General features: G+C 60.9%; 11 protein-coding genes. 6 read left to right on the top strand and 5 right to left on the bottom strand.

The features are described 5' to 3' along the window. Window positions 1–184: 184 nt before the first annotated feature. The 3 genes from AB4N47_RS21325 to AB4N47_RS21335 all read right to left on the bottom strand — a co-directional run bounded on the left by AB4N47_RS21325 (window position 185) and on the right by AB4N47_RS21335 (window position 7829). Window positions 185–1549 carry a DUF3999 domain-containing protein gene (locus AB4N47_RS21325; protein WP_341638400.1) on the bottom strand — a complete coding sequence of 455 codons (1365 nt, stop codon included), beginning with the start codon at window positions 1547–1549 and terminating at the stop codon, window positions 185–187. Next, the gene (locus AB4N47_RS21330; RefSeq protein ID WP_341638399.1) at window positions 1546–5127 is read right to left on the bottom strand and encodes a DUF2339 domain-containing protein; all 3582 of its coding nucleotides are present in this window, start codon (window positions 5125–5127) and stop codon (window positions 1546–1548) included. Before AB4N47_RS21330 ends, AB4N47_RS21325 begins: the two co-directional genes overlap by 4 nt. A gap of 251 nt (window positions 5128–5378) precedes the next feature. Next, on the bottom strand, window positions 5379–7829 hold the full coding sequence (locus tag AB4N47_RS21335) for a glycogen/starch/alpha-glucan phosphorylase (RefSeq protein WP_016772100.1): 2451 nt from the start codon (window positions 7827–7829) through the stop codon (window positions 5379–5381). A 259-nt stretch (window positions 7830–8088) separates the two neighbouring features. On the opposite strand from AB4N47_RS21335, the gene AB4N47_RS21340 reads away from it, so the two are divergent. Beyond that, on the top strand, window positions 8089–8526 hold the full coding sequence (locus AB4N47_RS21340; protein ID WP_341638397.1) for a YkgJ family cysteine cluster protein: 438 nt from the start codon (window positions 8089–8091) through the stop codon (window positions 8524–8526). A gap of 214 nt (window positions 8527–8740) precedes the next feature. Here AB4N47_RS21340 and typA read toward each other — a convergent pair whose 3' ends face one another. Both typA and thiI read right to left on the bottom strand, forming a co-directional pair. After that, on the bottom strand, window positions 8741–10561 hold the full coding sequence (gene typA, locus AB4N47_RS21345; protein ID WP_016772102.1) for a translational GTPase TypA: 1821 nt from the start codon (window positions 10559–10561) through the stop codon (window positions 8741–8743). A 139-nt stretch (window positions 10562–10700) separates the two neighbouring features. Continuing rightward, on the bottom strand, window positions 10701–12155 hold the full coding sequence (thiI, locus tag AB4N47_RS21350) for a tRNA uracil 4-sulfurtransferase ThiI (protein WP_024011233.1): 1455 nt from the start codon (window positions 12153–12155) through the stop codon (window positions 10701–10703). A gap of 327 nt (window positions 12156–12482) precedes the next feature. Between thiI and glnA the strand changes: the two genes are divergently transcribed. The 5 genes from glnA to ntrC all read left to right on the top strand — a co-directional run bounded on the left by glnA (window position 12483) and on the right by ntrC (window position 18100). Continuing rightward, complete coding sequence (glnA, locus tag AB4N47_RS21355) at window positions 12483–13889, top strand: type I glutamate--ammonia ligase (protein WP_016772104.1); 1407 nt, start codon at window positions 12483–12485, stop codon at window positions 13887–13889. A gap of 329 nt (window positions 13890–14218) precedes the next feature. Beyond that, window positions 14219–14731, top strand: coding sequence for a DUF4124 domain-containing protein (locus AB4N47_RS21360; protein ID WP_341638396.1), 513 nt, complete (start codon window positions 14219–14221; stop codon window positions 14729–14731). Beyond that, entirely contained in the window at window positions 14728–15351 is a 624-nt protein-coding gene (locus AB4N47_RS21365; RefSeq protein ID WP_341638395.1) for a DUF4124 domain-containing protein, read from the top strand. The genes AB4N47_RS21360 and AB4N47_RS21365 overlap by 4 nt, the downstream gene beginning before the upstream one ends. Window positions 15352–15581: 230 nt before the next feature. After that, window positions 15582–16667 (top strand): nitrogen regulation protein NR(II), encoded by a 1086-nt coding sequence (gene glnL, locus AB4N47_RS21370; RefSeq protein WP_024011230.1) that lies wholly within the window; start codon window positions 15582–15584, stop codon window positions 16665–16667. Next, entirely contained in the window at window positions 16664–18100 is a 1437-nt protein-coding gene (gene ntrC, locus AB4N47_RS21375) for a nitrogen regulation protein NR(I) (protein ID WP_186533771.1), read from the top strand. Before glnL ends, ntrC begins: the two co-directional genes overlap by 4 nt. Window positions 18101–18261 lie beyond the last annotated feature (161 nt).

Genomic DNA, 18261 nt, shown 5'->3' on the forward strand with positions numbered 1-18261 from the left:
GTATGAGACGTGATTGTTGGTGGAGAGTTCAGGTGTCGGATTGAGCGTAGTTCGGTTCGGCATGAGCGATTGAAGATTTTCAGTGTCTGCCCGGGCGCTTTCGCGAGCAGGCTCGCTCCCACAGGGCAATGCATTCCATTGTGGGAGCGAGCCCGCTCGCGAATGGCGCAAAGCGCCGCCATGCTCAGGTATTGGCTGGCGGCTTGCGCAACAGGCTGAACGCCATCGCCCCGAGAAACACCACACTGAGCAGCAACACCGCCCACAGCCCGAACTTCTTCCAATTGGTTCCGGCCACCGCAGCCGTCGTCGCCGTTGAGGTTTGCGTGGCCACTGCTTCGTCCTGCACCGTCGCCTTGCCCAGGCTCGCCAGCTTCTCTGGCTTGAAATCCGGAATCAACGTTGCCAGCGGCAGGTTCGCGGTTTTCACCGTGGCATTGCCCAAGGCCAGGCTGTAAGGCCCTTCGCCCCGGGCGAGGAAAATCACCTGCGTGGCGCGCACCGCGTATTTCAGGTCCGGCGCCTGCTCACCCAACCCGCCGCCGCGCTCATCCACGGTCAGCTTGAGTTGCTGCACGGTCTGCGCGGACAGCGGGATTTCGTTCTGCACCACGTCCTGATTGTTCTGGCTCAGGCGATACAGCAAACCGCTGCTCAGCGTCTGCCACGGCAAGTTGCTCTCCCTCCGGCCGGCCAACGTGACTGGCGCCAGACTGTTCGGCTGTTTCAGCTCAACCTGCACCCGCTCGACATTCAGCCCCATCGGCAACTGCCAGATATATTCCCCGGATTTGCTGCTGCTGCCGGCCACACTGGGCGACCACACCAAAGGCAGCGGCAGGTTACGCGGGTCGCTGCTTTTCAATTGCGCCGACGTCAGGACGGGCGCCGAACCCGGCGACTCCCACAACAGGCGCACATAGCGCGCGGTCTGCCCCGGCAGGGTCACTTCGTGCTGTTCGATGCGCTCATCGGAAAAGGTCAGCCGTGCCACCTGGCCCTCGCCCCATGACTGCCAGTGCTGCAGATCGTCGCTGGCCTCGATGCTGAAACGCTGGAAACCGTCGCGCTCGCTGGTCCAGTCGAGGATCAACTGCTGCAACGGTGCCTTGATCGCACTGGCATCGAGCAGCCAGCCGCGCAGCACTTCTTCGCCCGCCTCCAGTTGCGAGGACGGTTGCACTTCGACCAGGGTGCCGTTGGTGGTCGACTGCACGCGCACATTCGGCGCACGCTCGCTGGCGTCGGCAGCGTTGTACAGCGGGAACCACTTGACCTCGTGCAGCTTGCCGTCGTCGCGGGTCTGCGCCGATTCGCGAGCCAAGGCATAGGCCTGCGCTTCGCCGGCGGCGTTGAACACACGCAGGTCGCTGAGATCGGTCTGGCGCGCCTGCAATTGCGCGCTCAGCGGCAGGTCGAGGCGATACCACGGGCCATTGCCGCTCACCGTCAACGGCACTTGCGTGGCGAAGTCCGCCGGTTTTTCCTGAGCGCCAGCGACCATCACCACGCCCAGCGCCAACCAACCCAGATTCAGCATGCGACTCAAGATGCAACTCCTTCGGTTTCCGGCGCAGGTTTGTCCGCCACCGGTTCAGCCTCGACGCGTTTCGGCGGCAGCGGCGCGAAGTAGCCGACCACCAGCAGCAATACGCCGACACCGATAAACGAGACGATCCGGGCGAGGCCGCCACGGTTGCTCAGTTCGACAAAAATCAGTTTGGCCACCACCAGCGCAATCAGCGCCGCGCCGATCAGCCACACTTCGCGGCGATGGCGCAGATGGCCGCCGATCATCAGCCCCAGCGCCATCAACGTCCAGACGATCGACAGGCCGGCCTGCACCAGCATCGACGCGAGCAGTTGATCAAGCTCGAACGGGATGCCGGCCCAGTGATGCGCCGCGCGGGTGACCAGCGCAGTGCAGAAGGCGAACAGCGAAACCCCGGCGATCAGTTGCGTGGCGTGGTCGGCATGATCCTGACGGATCGACAACTGCGCAACGGCGCTGCGTGACCAGATATAAACGCCGAACAGCGCAAACAGCAGACCCAACTCCAATGGGTTAAGTAGCGGCACGTAAGGCAATGGTTCGGCATTGCCATCGCTGACGCCATTGGCCAGCCAGAACCACGCCAGCATCAGCACCGCCAGCGGTGCCGCCGCATACAAGCGGTACTCCCGAGCAAATGCGGCCACCGGCCACGGCCACGTTCGGGGTGCAGCCATCAGCAACAGATAGAGGCTCGGCAGAATCGCCCAGCCCAGCCAGCGCCACGCGTTGTACTGCTCGGACAACAACAGCAGGCCGTAACGCAACTCCAGCGCCAGCACGCCAATCAGCAGCCAGCAACCGAGCACATGGGCCACGCTCAATGCGCGCGCCGGCAACATCGACGCCAAGCGGCGCAGGCTGAAGAAATGCACCGCGAACAGCGCCGGCCACGCCAGCCAGCCGAAGTCGGCGGCCGGGTGATAACGCGCATGCCACGCGCCGAGCAAAACCAGCGCCGCCACCGGAATCAGCAAGGTGCAGAGCAACCCCAGCGCCGGCCATCTCAGGCGCAACGACAACAGCGTCCACAGCGCCACACTGATCGCAGCGACCAGCAGCAACAATGTGCCTTGCAGGTTCGGCGAGGCGAAACGCAGGATTTCGCTGACCCACGCCAGCGTCCACCAACCGGCGCCCCAGACCAGCAGCACTTGCGACAAGCGTTGCAAACTCAAGGCATCAAAAGCCGTGGCATGGTTGCCCAATTGCAAGCGCCACGCTCCGATCAGCGCGGCCAGCCCCAGCACCAGCGGTGTCCAGAAGCCGCCATGGGCCAATGGTTGCAATCCTTCGCTAGACAACGGCCCGAGCCTTTCGGGGCCGGCGAGCAGAAACGCCGCGCCGCCGACCACCTGCAACAGCAGCCCGAAAACGAAACTCAGACGCTGTTGCAGGTACAGGCTCAGCCAGATGATCAGCAAGCCGCTGGCCGCCCACACTGCACTCGCGATTTGCCACGGCAGCACGAACAGCACCGCCAGATTGATCAGCACCAAGCCGGCCAGCAGCACCACCGACAAGCCGTGCAGCAGGCGCACATCACCGCGCACCATCTCGTCCCGCGCCGCCAGCAGCATGCCGCCAATCAAGGCCAGCCCGATCAAGGACGCACTGAGCAAACCGCTCCAGCCAGCGCTGAACACCGCCGTCGAATCTTCGCCGGCCGTTTGCAGGCGCAGCAGGAACAACGCGCCGCCCAGCAACTGCACGGCGAACGCGGTAAACAGGAATGTGCGCGATTGAATTCGCAAGCCAACAAACAAGGTCGCCAACCCGGCCAAGGCCCAACTGATCGCCGTGCCCTGGATGAACAGGAACAACGGCGCCAGCAGATACAGGAACGTCAGGCCCAGACACGCCAGCACTGGCAGGCCTTGCCTTTCCCACGGCGATGTCTGTTCTGGCGCGGCCTTGCGCAGATGGAGGAAACTGAACAGCAGTGCCGCACCGAGCATCAGCGCGCCCAGCGGTGCGCCGTCGAGCAGGCTGCTCTCGCCGGGCTGCAACTGGCTGAGAAACGCCAGTGCCGAACCCAGTTGCAGCAGTAAGGCAAAGGCCCGGGCAAACGGCCGATGCTGACGCAACCCGAGCCAGAAAATTCCCGCGCCTTCCACGGCCCACGCCGCAGAAGTCCAGCGCGCATCGAGCCCCAGCGGAATCGCCAGGCTGGCGAAAATCACTCCCAGCGCCAGGCAGGTTTCGCCCAGCAGCATCGCGCGCCCGCCCATCAAAACTTTGGCCAGCGCCATATAGATCATGCCCAGCGCCAACGCACTGAACGCCGCCGCAAATTCGAGGTGCTGGACCAACGCAAACTGCAAACCGAAGCCAATGATCGGCGGGCCGAACAGCAGGGTGCCGTCGACATAATTACCCTTGCGGGCCGACCATTGCAGCAGCGCCTCGCGATCAGCCTCCGCCGGAGCATCCTGCAGGTCGCGCAATTTGCGCCGGGCGAACAGCAGGCCGATGGCGAGGTACATGAGGAAAAACACAATCAGGAACGGCTCGGTGCTCCACAGCAGCTCCGGCGTGTAGGAACGCAGGCCCCAGGCGAAACCGATACCGAAGGTGCCGACGAAACCGATCAGGTTAAGCAGGCGCCAGGCCTTGAACCAGGCGATAGCAAGAATGCCCGCGTTGAGCAGAGCGAAATAGCTGAACAGTGCGACGTGATTGCCTTCGCCTGTAGAGGTGAGAATCGGCGCGGCGAAACCGCCCAACGCTGCCGCTGCGGCCAATCCCAGCGCGTCCTGAGTAATCGCCAGAATGGCCGAGAACACCGTCACCGCGACCAGCAAACCGAGTGCAGCGGACGGATCAAGCAACGGATGCAGACGCATCGCCGCAAACACCGTCAGGTACAACACCGCGATCCCGGTGCCTTGCAGCATCAATGCATAGTTGCTGTTGCGTCGGCGCAACCACCAGCCCAGCGCAAGCAGAGCCAACGCCGCTGCCGCGACGCCGGCGTACCGCAACTCGATCGGCACCACCATGCCTTCGGTGGCGTAACGCAGTAAAAATGCCAGACCGAAAAACAGCAGCACCACACCGACGCGCAGCACTGTATTGCCGCCAAACAGCCAGTTGCGCGCAGCGCCGATGCCGCGTTCGATCAGGTTCGGGCCACGGGGTTCGGCGGGTTTTTGCGGTGGTGCAACGGGGGCCGGTTCGGCGCGCCAGACATCCGCCGGCAACGGCTGGCTGGTTTCGCGGGCGACGGCGGAGATCGGTTCGAGTTCGGGGGGCAGTTCCCAGATCAGTTCAGGGGTCGGGGCAGCCTGCTCAGCTACGTCGACGGGTGCGGCGACTGGCTCGGCTTCAGGTGACGGCACGGGCGCATGCGAGGGCGAACCCTCCAGCACAAACAGCCGCTGAGCCACGCCTTGCAAGGCTTCGCGCACCTGCTCGAGTTGACGCTGTTGCTCCGCCGCCTGCGAGCCAAGGCGCGCAATGCGCAGCGCCTGGCCGATGACCAGCCCCAGCAGCGCACCCAACAGCGCGCCACTGAACGACTCGTCGAGCAGTCCACCGAGCACCAGCCCGATCAACATGAACATCCATTGCATGGTCGATATCCCTAAGCAGCCCCGGGGCGGGGCGAGTCCGGCGATGGCTTCAGTCTAGGCACAAACCGTGTGGGAGCGAGCCTGCTCGCGAAGGCGGATTGTCAGCCAACATTTCTGTTTAAGTCGACGATCGCTTCGCGAGCAGGCTCGCTCCCACAGGGAATGGCGATGATTGATGCCTTTTAACCGGCGCTCAGTATATCGATCCGGCCCAACAAACGTTGGGCCTTGCGCAGATTTGTCGGGGAAAGTTACTCCAGCGCTTTCCAGATATCCGTGGCGTACTCGCGAATCGTCCGGTCGGAAGAGAACCAGCCCATCCGCGAGGTGTTGAGCACCGCCGAACGCCACCAGTTCTGCGAGTCGTGCCAGTGCGCATCGACACGTTTCTGCGCCTCCCAATAGGAGTCGAAATCGGCGCAGACCAGAAAGCGGTCATAGTCGATCAACGAGTCGATCAGGCCGGTGTAACGCGAGGTATCGTCCGGCGAGAACACACCGCTGCGAATCGCTTGCAGCACATCGTTCAAACGATGGGAGGCGGCGATGTCGGGTACGGCGCTGAACTCGTGGTTCTGCTTGCGCGCCTCAACCTGTTGCGCACTGAGACCGAAGATGAACATGTGCTCGGCACCGATGCGCTCGCACATTTCCACGTTGGCACCGTCGAGGGTGCCGATGGTCAGCGCGCCGTTGAGGCCGAACTTCATGTTACTGGTGCCCGACGCCTCGAAACCGGCGGTGGAAATCTGCTCGGACAGGTCCGCCGCCGGGATGATGCTTTCAGCCAGGCTGACGTTGTAGTTGGGCAGGAACACTACTTTCAGCAGGCCGCGCACAGTCGGATCATTATTCACCACCCGAGCGATGTCATTGGTCAGCTTGATGATCAGCTTGGCCTGGTGATAACTCGCCGCCGCTTTACCGGCAAAGATCTTCACCCGTGGCACCCAGTCGACTTCCGGCTCGGCACGAATCGCCTGGTATAACGCCACGGTGTGCATCAGGTTGAGCAACTGACGCTTGTATTCGTGGATACGTTTGACCTGCACGTCGAACATCGCCGCCGGGTTGACCGCGATCCCGAGGCGCTCGTGAATCAGATAGGCCAGCGCCTTCTTGCTGTGCAAACGCTGCTCGGCGAAGGCTTTGCGGAACGCGGTTTTCTCGGCGAACGGCTCGAGTTCGAGCAGGCGCTCTTCAGGATGATCGAGCAGGTCCGGGCCGAGGGCATCGACCAGCATCGAAGTCAGTTCCGGGTTGGCCTGATACAGCCAGCGGCGGAAGGTGATGCCGTTGGTTTTGTTGTTGATCCGCTCAGGGTAGAGCTTGTGCAGTTCGGCGAATACGGTTTTGCGCATCAGCTGCGTATGCAGACCGGATACGCCGTTGACGCTGTGCGAACCGAGGAACGCGAGGTTGCCCATGCGCACCCGGCGGCCGTTGTCTTCTTCGATCAGCGACACCGCGCGCAGCACGTCGAAGTCATGAATGCCCTTGGCCCGCAGTGAGTCGATGTGCTGCGCGTTGATCAGATAAATGATCTGCATGTGCCGTGGCAGCATGCGTTCCATCAGCCCGACCGGCCAGGTTTCCAGCGCTTCCGGCAGCAGCGTGTGGTTGGTGTACGACAGAGTGTCGACGGTGACTTGCCATGCTGCGTCCCACGCGACGTCGTAGACGTCGACCAGTTGGCGCATCAGTTCTGCCACGGCGATTGACGGGTGAGTGTCGTTGAGCTGGATCGCCGCGTGATCACCCAGGGTCAGCACCGAGGTGTGCATGTTGCGATGACGGCGCAGCAGATCCTGCAGCGAAGCGGCGACGAAGAAGTATTCCTGACGCAGGCGCAGTTCTTGCCCGGCTTCGGTGCTGTCGGCCGGATAAAGGACGCGGGAGATACTTTCGGCGCGGGCCACTTCCGCCACGGCGCCCAGGTGGTCACCGGCGTTGAAGCGCTCCAGGTGCAGATCTTCCATGGCGCGGGCACGCCACAGACGCAGAGTGTTGACACTCGCTCCGCGCCAGCCGACCACCGGCGTGTCATAAGCAATTGCGCGCACGGTTTCCGCCGGCGACCAGACCTGACGAGTCTTGCCGGAGGCATCGGTGACGGTTTCGACGCTGCCGCCGAAGCCGATCGGGTAGGCCACTTCCGGCCGTTCGAATTCCCAAGGGTTGCCGAAATCCAGCCAGTGTTCGGTCTGCTCCTGTTGCCAGCCATCGACGATCGCCTGACGGAACAAGCCGTGCTCATAACGAATGCCATAGCCATGGCCGGCGATGCCGAGGGTCGACATGCTTTCCATGAAACACGCGGCGAGCCGACCGAGGCCGCCGTTGCCGAGCGCCGCGTCGGGCTCCAGCAGGCGGATGCGCTCCAGATCGACGCCCAGTTCGGTCAGCGCTTCACGGGCGACGTCGAGCAGGCCGAGGTTGCTCAGGCTGTCGTAGAGCAAACGGCCGATGAGAAATTCCAGCGAGAGGTAATAAACCCGCTTCTGGCCTTTGCGATAGATCTGTCGGGTGTGGTCCATCCAGTGTTCGACCATGTGATCACGCGCAGCCAGGGCGATGGCTTCGAACCAGTCATGGTCGAAGGCGTGATCGGGGTCTTTGCCCACGGCGTAGGTGAGTTTGGTCAGGACGGCGTCGCGGAATGCGGCCACCTCTGCTTCGCGAACTAGTGGTTCTTGAGTCATCAACAGGACCTCGAGCGAGCGGGAATTTTCTGAGCCTAGACGGTCTGACCGGCGCTAACGGCTCTGGTTCGGCAGTATTTGCGCGGACTGTGCGCCAGTGCGACATAACCCTGGCGGATGAGCCAATGAATGCAGGGGCCGTGCCGTCCTGTCGGGCAAAATGCGGCCGCTGCGAAAATATCCGGCGAAAGGTTGTTCAAAATTCCACCGCTCCCGGTATGATCGCGCGCCCTGATGCATACATGCCTGGTAACTCCCGATGATGAAGCCCAACCTGATCGCCGCCGCCGAGATTGATCGTCTCGATACGTGGGCCAAATTTTCGGCACCGATGTGCGGCTCGTGCATGTCCAGCTGCTGCACGCTGCCGGTCGAAGTGAAGATCAAGGATCTGGTGCGCATCGGCGTGGTCGACGAGTTCGAACTGGGCGATCCGCCAAAGAACATCGCCAAGCGCCTGCAAAAGGAAGGTCTGGTCGAGCGCTTCAATCAGAAGTCGGGAATCTTCACCCTCCAGCGCATGAGCAACAACGACTGCTATTACCTGGATCGTAAAACCCGCCTGTGCACCATTTATGACAAGCGCCCGGACACCTGCCGCAACCACCCGAAGATCGGCCCGCGGCCGGGGTATTGCGCTTATAAGCCGAAAGAAGTCGAGCGGGTGCAGAATTTCCGGGCCATCGACAAATTTTGATCGCTGCTGAAGTTTACGGCGGCTGATCGGCCGCCTTCGCGAGCAGGCTCGCTCCCACAATAGAGATCAGTGAACACAGATTTTCTGTTCACCCGAAATCCCTGTGGGAGCGAGCCTGCTCGCGAAGAGGCCAGCGCAAATACCGAATAAAAGCCAGACAAACAAAAACGCCCCCGGTCTCGCGACCGGGGGCGTTTTTTATTCCAGGGCTGAATTACGCCTTGGCTTTCTTGGCAGCGCGGGTACGCTCGCTTTCGTCGAGGATCTTCTTGCGAAGACGGATCGACTTAGGCGTGACTTCGCACAGCTCGTCTTCCTGGATGTATTCCAGAGCCTGTTCCAGGGTGAAGCGAACAGGTGGGACCAGAGCGATGGTTTCGTCTTTACCCGAAGCACGCATGTTGTCGAGCTTCTTGCCTTTGGTTGGGTTGACACCCAGGTCGTTGTCGCGGCTGTTCTGACCAACGATCTGACCGTTGTAGATCTCCTGGCCGTGTTCTACGAACAGCTTGCCACGAGCCTGCAGGGTTTCCAGCGAGTAGGTCAGAGCCTTGCCGGTTTCAACCGAAACCAGAACGCCGTTCTGACGGCCGGACATGTGGCCCGACTTCACTGGAGCGTAACGGTCGAAGATCGAGGTCAGGATGCCAGCACCGTTGGTCAGGGTCAGGAACTGGTTACGGAAACCGATCAGACCGCGAGCAGGGATGTTGTATTCCAGACGAACACGGCCCTTGCCATCCGGCACCATGTTGCTCAGGTCGCCCTTACGCAGACCCATCTCTTCCATGACCTTGCCCTGGGATTCTTCAGGGATGTCGATGGTGACGTTTTCGAACGGTTCCTGCTTCACGCCGTCAACTTCACGGATGATCACTTCAGGACGGCCCAGGGCCAGCTCGAAGCCTTCGCGACGCATGGTTTCGATCAGTACCGAGAGGTGCAGCTCACCACGGCCGGAAACCTTGAACTTGTCAGCCGAGTCGCCTTCTTCAACGCGCAGTGCAACGTTGTACAGCAGCTCTTTGTCCAGACGATCCTTGATGTTACGGGAGGTCACGAACTTGCCTTCTTTACCGCAGAATGGCGAGTCGTTTACCTGGAAGGTCATGGAAACGGTTGGCTCGTCAACGGTCAGCGGCTTCATCGCCTCGACGGTGTTGATATCGCACAGAGTGTCGGAGATGAACAGCTCGTCGAAGCCGCTGATGCAGACGATGTCGCCGGCAGCTGCTTCGTCAACGTCGATGCGGTGCAGACCGTGGTGACCCATCAGCTTCAGGATACGACCGTTGCGACGCTTGCCGTCGGCGCTGATAGCGACAACCGGGGTGTTCGGCTTGACGCGACCGCGAGCGATACGGCCAACACCGATAACACCCAGGAAGCTGTTGTAGTCCAGAGCGGAGATCTGCATCTGGAACGGACCGTCACGGTCAACGGCCGGAGGCGGAACGTGGTCGACTACCGCCTGGTACAGCGGAGTCATGTCTTCCGCCATGGCGGTGTGGTCCAGACCGGCAATACCGTTCAGGGCCGAAGCGTAAACAACCTGGAAGTCCAGTTGTTCTTCGGTAGCACCGAGGTTGTCGAACAGGTCGAAGATCTGGTCCAGAACCCAGTCCGGACGTGCGCCTGGACGGTCAACCTTGTTGATCACCACGATTGGACGCAGGCCGGCTTCGAAAGCCTTCTTGGTCACGAAACGGGTTTGCGGCATAGGGCCGTCTTGAGCGTCAACCAGCAGCAGAACGGAGTCGACCATCGACATTACGCGTTCAACTTCGCCGCCGAAGTCGGCGTGGCCCGGGGTGTCCACGATGTTGATGTGGTAGCCGTTCCAGTTGATGGCGGTGTTCTTCGCCAGAATGGTAATACCGCGCTCTTTTTCCTGGTCGTTGGAGTCCATCACGCGCTCGTCGTTGAGCTCGTTGCGCTCCAGGGTGCCGGATTGACGCAGGAGTTTGTCTACCAGGGTGGTTTTACCGTGGTCAACGTGGGCAATGATGGCGATGTTGCGTAGATTTTCGATCACTTGTGTATCTCGATCAGAGGATTCGGTTTGCTGACAAGTCATGGCAGCGATTAGCAGTAGTGTCCGGCATGGCCGTTACAGCTTGACGGCGGTGTCGGGGGGCCGGTGACGCAGGCCACAGGCAAACAGCCCCGGGCACTTAGCTCGGTCGATAAACGCGCACATTGGCATGCCCCTCACTGAGCAAATGGTGGGCATGCAGGCGACTCATCACGCCTTTGTCGCAATACAGCAGGTACTGGCGAGTAGGGTCCAGTTCCTTGAAACGTGCGTTCACTGCATAGAACGGCATCGTCTGTACCTCTATGCCGGCGAGTTCCAGCGGGTCATCCTCGGCGGCATCCGGGTGGCGGATGTCGATGACGATCTGACCGGCCAGCGCTTCGCTGACTTCTTCAATCTGCAAATCCTGGCCCAACTCGTCGATTACCCGATCGATCGGCACCAGTTTGGCGTTGGCGAGCGCACGCTCGAGTACCGCCATGTCGAATTCTTTCTCTTCGTGCTCAACCCGGCCACGCTTGGCGGCGGTCTTGGGGTTGACCGAAATCACGCCGCAATATTCCGGCATGTGCCGGGCGAAATCGGCGGTGCCGATCTCGTTGGCGGTGTCGATGATGTCCTGCTTGTGCGCGACGATCAGCGGCCGCAGCACCAGCTTGTCGGTCACGCAGTCGATCACCGACAGGTTCGGCAGCGTCTGGCTCGACACCTGGGAAATCGCTTCACCGGTCACCAGTGCATCGATGTGCAGGCGTTCGGCGATCTCGGACGAGGCGCGCAACATCATACGCTTCAAAACCACGCCCATATGACTGTTATCGACTTTGCCGAGAATTTCGCCCAGCACTTCCTCGAACGGCACACTGACAAATAGCACGCGTTGCGAGCTGCCGTACTTCTTCCAGATGAAGTGCGCGACTTCCATTACGCCCAATTCGTGGGCACGCCCGCCGAGATTGAAGAAGCAGAAGTGCGCCATCAGGCCGCGACGCATGATCTGGTAAGCCGCCACGGTCGAATCGAAGCCGCCGGACATCAATACCAGCGTCTGCTCCAGCGCACCCAGCGGGTAGCCGCCGATGCCGTTGTGCTGGCTGTGGATCACGAACAACCGTTTGTCGCGAACTTCGATACGGACTTCGATTTGCGGCGCTTTAAGGTCGATTCCGGCCGCACCGCACTCGCGACGCAGCTTGCTGCCGACGTATTTTTCCACGTCCATCGAGCTGAAGGCATGCTTGCCTGCGCGCTTGCAGCGTACCGAGAAAATCTTCCCGGCCAGCGCATCGCCGTAGTGCTGTTTGCACTTCTCGGTGATGTCGTCGAAGTCGCCCAGCGGGTACTCGTCGATCTGCAGAAAGTGCGCGATACCCGGCATGCAGGTCAGGCGCTCGCCCATCTCTTTCAAGGCTTTGGGGTCGGTAACGCGGGTTTCCAGCTCGAGGTTGTCCCACACGCCGTTCACCACCACGGCCGGGTCCAGGTCACGGAGCACGGTGCGGATGTTCTTGGCCAACTGGCGGATGAATTTCGTCCGGACAGGTCGGCTTTTGATGGTGATCTCGGGGAAGACTTTTACGATAAGTTTCATGAAAACAGCGCGCGAACGGCCAGCCGAAAAAGGGGGGCGCGGATTATAGCGGAAATTGCTCAAGGTTTAACCAGTTAATGTGCAGAAGGTTTTCGCTGCACCAAAACAGGTCATTTCTGAATTTAAACGCAACATTAAGGGGCGGGATTTGTCGATTCAGTACGTCAAGCATCTTAATAAGCGTGAATTTGGGGCAAAAAACCCATGCTGGGGCACTGGCATGCAATTTGCTCCCTTGTGAGGCAGGTTGCCTTGGCAGAGTATTCGCGCCGGCATCACCATTATTAAGGGCATCCACTACCCGCCCTAATTCACCCGGAGGACACTATGTCGAAGTCGGTTCAACTCATCAAAGATCATGACGTCAAGTGGATTGATCTGCGCTTCACGGACACCAAAGGCACTCAGCACCACGTGACCATGCCGGCTCGCGATGCGCTGGATGACGACTTCTTCGAAGTCGGCAAGATGTTCGACGGTTCCTCCATCTCCGGCTGGAAAGGCATCGAAGCCTCCGACATGATCCTGATGCCGGTCGACGAAACTGCCGTGCTCGATCCGTTCACCGAAGACCCAACCCTGATTCTGGTCTGCGACATCATCGAGCCTTCGAGCATGCAGGGCTACGATCGCGACCCACGTGCGATCGCCAAGCGCGCCGAAGAGCACCTGAAAGCCACCGGTATCGGTGACACCGTATTCGCCGGTCCAGAGCCTGAGTTCTTCATCTTTGACTCGGTGAAATTCAAGTCGGACATCTCCGGCTCGATGTTCAAGATCTACTCCGAGCAAGGTTCGTGGATGTCCGACCAGGACATCGAAGGCGGCAACAAGGGTCACCGTCCAGGCGTGAAAGGCGGCTACTTCCCGGTTCCACCGTTCGACCACGACCACGAAATCCGTACCGCCATGTGCAACGCACTGGAAGAAATGGGTCAGTCGGTTGAAGTTCACCACCACGAAGTGGCAACTGCCGGCCAAAACGAAATCGGCGTCAAGTTCAACACGCTGGTGAAGAAGGCCGACGAAGTTCAGACCCTGAAATACGTTGTGCACAACGTTGCCGACGCTTACGGCCGCACCGCGACCTTCATGCCGAAGCCACTGTACGGCGACAACGGTTCGGGCATGCACGTACACATGTCGATCTGGAAAGACGGCAAGAACACCTTCGCAGGTGAAGGCTATGCCGGCCTGTCCGATACCGCTCTGTACTTCATCGGCGGCATCATCAAGCACGGTAAGGCCCTGAACGGCTTCACCAACCCGGCGACCAACTCCTACAAGCGTCTGGTGCCAGGCTTCGAAGCGCCGGTAATGCTGGCCTACTCGGCGCGCAACCGTTCCGCTTCGATCCGTATTCCTTACGTGTCGAGCCCGAAAGCCCGCCGAATCGAAGCACGCTTCCCGGATCCGGCTGCCAACCCGTACCTGGCTTTCGCAGCGCTGCTGATGGCCGGTCTGGACGGTATCCAGAACAAGATCCACCCAGGCGATGCTGCCGACAAGAACCTGTACGACCTGCCGCCTGAAGAGGCGAAAGAGATTCCACAGGTTTGCGGCAGCCTGAAAGAAGCCCTGGAAGAGCTGGACAAGGGCCGCGCATTCCTGACCAAGGGCGGCGTGTTCTCCGACGACTTCATCGACGCTTACATCGCGCTGAAATCGGAAGAAGAAATCAAGGTTCGCACCTTCGTACACCCACTGGAATATGAGCTGTACTACAGCTGCTGATCCGGTAGCGCTGCGTAAAGCGGCGTGACAAAAGAGGCCTCCTTCGGGAGGCCTTTTTTATTGCCCGGCGCAGTTCATTTACCCTGTGGGAGCGAGCCTGCTCACGAAAGCGGTGTGTCATTGATCGTTCCCACGCTCCGCGTGGGAATGCAGCCCGTGACGCTCTGCGTCAATGGACGCGGAGCGTCCCAGGAGGCATTCCCACGCAGAGCATGGGAACGATCAGTGTTTTGGCTACCAGTCTTTTCAATTCCAGTTATTAACGGTTTTGGCCAACCGCCCCACCTGTCCTATGCTGCTACCCATCGCTTCCAACCCCGGTCGATTTCATGGGTCGCACGTTCCTCTACATTCTGCTGCTGATCGCCCTGCCCGCCGCCGCGCAGATCTACAAGTACACCGACGCCAACGGCAACACGGCGTACAGCAATCAGCCGCCGGACGGCGTGCAGGCGCAACCGGTCGAGCTGCCACCGCTCAATCGGGTCGAGCCGCAGGCACCGAGTGCGCCGCAAGCACCCACCCCAGAACAACCGCAACCACCGCGCAACGCCTATGAAATCCTCGAGCTCGCCGGTCTGCCCTCTGACGAGGCGCTGCGCGCCAACAACGGCACCTTCACGGTCAACGTCCTGATCAAGCCGCGCCTGCAACCGCCGCATCAATTAAGGCTGCTGCTCGACGACCAGCCCTATGGCCAGCCGAGCAACGTGCCGGTTCTGCAACTGGTCAACATCGATCGCGGCGAGCATCGCCTGGCCGTGCAGGTGATCGACGGTCAGACCGTCATTCAGCAGAGCCCGCCCGCGGTCTTCACCGTGCAACGGGTGCACACGCCATGATCCGCGCGGGGCTGGTACTCGTCCTGGCACTGATGTCGATGCGCACCTCGGCGGAGGTCTTCACCTACATCGACGCACAGGGCAACCGCGTCTACACCGACCAGCCACGCGCCAACGCCAAGCGAGTGCCGATCGCGACGAGCAACCGCATGGCGGTCCCTGCCAACACCGCAGCGCCGGTCAGCACGGCGAAAACATCTGCCGAACCAGCGCCCTTTCATTACGACATGCTGCGCATTCTGATCCCGGAGCCCGATGCCACTTTGCGCAGCAGCGCCGGCGAGCTGATCGTCAGCGTCACCAGCGAACCGGGCCTGCAAAGCGGCCATCGTTATCGCCTGCTGCTGGATGGCAAGGCCACCGGCGAACCCGGCGTCAGCCCGGTATTTGCGCTGAGCAATATCGATCGCGGCAGCCACAGCCTTTCGATCGAAATCCTCGACGCCGCCGGGCGTACCGTGGAACGCACCGCCAATCAGCCGTTCCACATGCTGCGCATTTCCCTGGCGCAGAAACGTCAGGTCAAACCCTGTGTCGCCGACGACTATGGTGTGCGCCCGGAATGCCCGCTCAAGGACAAACCTGACGAACCGAAAAACCCATTCCTGCGCTTCTTTTAACGTCTGCCGGGCATGCGCACCCTATTGGTGCACTAAACTGCATCTCGCCCACAACCCAACCCATTTTGGTTCGAAACTTCCCGTTTGAGCTGGCTTCGTGCCATACAAACGCGCGTCAAACGCCTGTTTCAGGGGTTAAACGCTTCTTTTCGGAGCCTTGGTTTGGTTTTTGCATTTTCCCGACATCAGCGCTTTGTTCTCGCGCACGCCTTGCTCCAAAAGGGGTCCAGATGACCATAAGCGACGCTATACACCGTTTGCTGCTCGACAACCTGACCACGGCGACCATCCTGCTCGACGCCGAGCTGCGCCTGGAGTACATGAACCCGGCGGCGGAAATGCTGTTGGCGGTCAGCGGTCAGCGCAGTCACGGCCAGTTCATCAGCGAGCTGTTCACCGAATCCCCCGAGGCGCTCAATTCCCTGCGTCAGGCGGTGGAGCAGGCGCACCCTTTCACCAAGCGTGAAGCGATGCTCACCGCCCTCACCGGCCAGACGCTGACCGTGGATTACGCGGTGACGCCAATCCTCAGCAACGGCGAGACTTTGCTTTTGCTTGAAGTGCACCCACGTGATCGCCTGTTGCGGATCACCAAGGAAGAGGCCCAGCTGTCCAAGCAGGAAACCAGCAAGATGCTGGTGCGCGGCCTCGCCCACGAGATCAAGAACCCCCTCGGTGGCATCCGCGGCGCTGCGCAATTGCTCGCTCGCGAATTGCCCGAAGAAAGCCTGCGTGACTACACCAATGTGATCATCGAAGAGGCCGACCGCCTGCGCAATCTGGTCGATCGCATGCTCGGCTCGAACAAACTGCCGTCGCTGGCCATGTGCAACGTCCACGAAGTGCTCGAACGCGTCTGTCATCTGGTCGAAGCCGAAAGCCAGGGCTGCATCACCCTGGTGCGTGATTACGACCCGAGCATTCCCGACGTATTGATCGACCGCGAGCAAATGATTCAGGCGGTGTTGAACATCGTGCGCAACGCGATGCAGGCGATCAGCAGCCAGAACGAGCTGCGTCTGGGCCGCATCAGCCTGCGCACCCGCGCCATGCGCCAATTCACCATCGGCCACATCCGCCATCGTCTGGTGACCAAGATCGAGATCATCGACAACGGCCCGGGCATCCCGGCGGAACTGCAGGAAACCATTTTCTTTCCCATGGTCAGCGGCCGCCCGGACGGTACCGGGCTGGGCCTGGCCATTACCCAGAACATCATCAGTCAGCACCAGGGCCTGATCGAGTGTGAGAGCCATCCAGGCCACACCACCTTCTCGATCTTCCTGCCACTGGAACAAGGAGCCACATCGACATGAGCCGTAGTGAAACCGTGTGGATCGTCGATGACGACCGTTCTATCCGTTGGGTCCTGGAAAAGGCCTTGCAGCAGGAAGGCATGACCACCCAGAGCTTCGACAGCGCCGATGGCGTGATGAGTCGTCTGGCCCGGCAGCAGCCGGACGTGATCATTTCCGATATCCGCATGCCCGGTGCCAGTGGTCTGGATCTGCTGGCGCGGATTCGCGAACAGCACCCACGGCTGCCGGTCATCATCATGACCGCTCACTCCGATCTGGACAGCGCTGTCGCCTCCTATCAGGGCGGCGCTTTCGAGTACCTGCCCAAGCCTTTCGACGTCGATGAAGCGGTATCGCTGGTCAAACGCGCCAATCAACATGCGCAGGAACAGCAAGGCCTGGAGGTTGTGCCAGCCCTGACGCGCACCCCGGAAATCATCGGCGAAGCGCCGGCGATGCAGGAAGTGTTTCGCGCCATCGGGCGTCTGAGCCACTCCAACATCACCGTGCTGATCAACGGCGAATCCGGTACCGGTAAAGAACTGGTGGCCCACGCCCTGCACCGCCACAGCCCACGCGCGGCTTCGCCGTTCATTGCCCTGAACATGGCGGCAATTCCCAAGGATCTGATGGAATCCGAGCTGTTCGGCCACGAGAAAGGCGCGTTCACCGGCGCGGCGAACTTGCGTCGCGGTCGTTTTGAACAGGCGGACGGCGGCACGCTGTTCCTTGATGAAATTGGCGATATGCCAGCGGACACCCAGACCCGTTTGTTGCGCGTGCTGGCCGATGGCGAGTTCTATCGCGTCGGCGGCCATGTGCCGGTCAAGGTCGATGTACGCATCATCGCCGCCACCCACCAGAATCTGGAAACGCTCGTCCACGCCGGCAAATTCCGTGAGGACTTGTTCCACCGCCTCAACGTGATCCGCATCCACATCCCGCGCCTGTCGGATCGTCGTGAAGACATCCCGACCCTGGCCCGGCACTTCCTCAGCCGCGCCGCGCAGGAACTGGCGGTCGAGCCGAAGCTGCTGAAAAGCGAGACCGAGGAATACCTGAAAAACCTGCCGTGGGGCGGCAACGTGCGTCAGTTGGAGAACACCTGCCGCTGGATCACCGTAATGGCGTCCGGGCGCGAGGTGCACATCAGCGACCTGCCGCCGGAGCTGCTGAACCTGCCGCAGGATTCGGCGCCAGTGACCAATTGGGAACAGGCCCTGCGCCAGTGGGCCGATCAGGCCTTGGCCCGCGGCCAGTCGAGCCTGCTCGACAGCGCAGTGCCGGCGTTCGAGCGGATCATGATCGAGACGGCACTGAAGCACACCGCAGGGCGTCGGCGGGATGCGGCGGTGTTGCTGGGTTGGGGCCGTAATACCCTGACGCGCAAGATCAAGGAACTGGGGATGAAGGTTGATGGTGGGGATGATGATGAGGGGGAAGAGGGTTAAGTCTCCGGTTCTGCGTTGAACCCATTCGCGAGCAGGCTCGCTCCCACAATTGGTCGTAGGAGCGAGCCTGCTCGCGAAGCGTTTTGAGCCAGCATGCACCGCATCAATGCACGATGACCCGGGATCGCGCAGAGCCCGATTCTCATCGCCCTATTTCAAAG

This window comes from Pseudomonas sp. S3_G06, assembly GCF_054667565.1.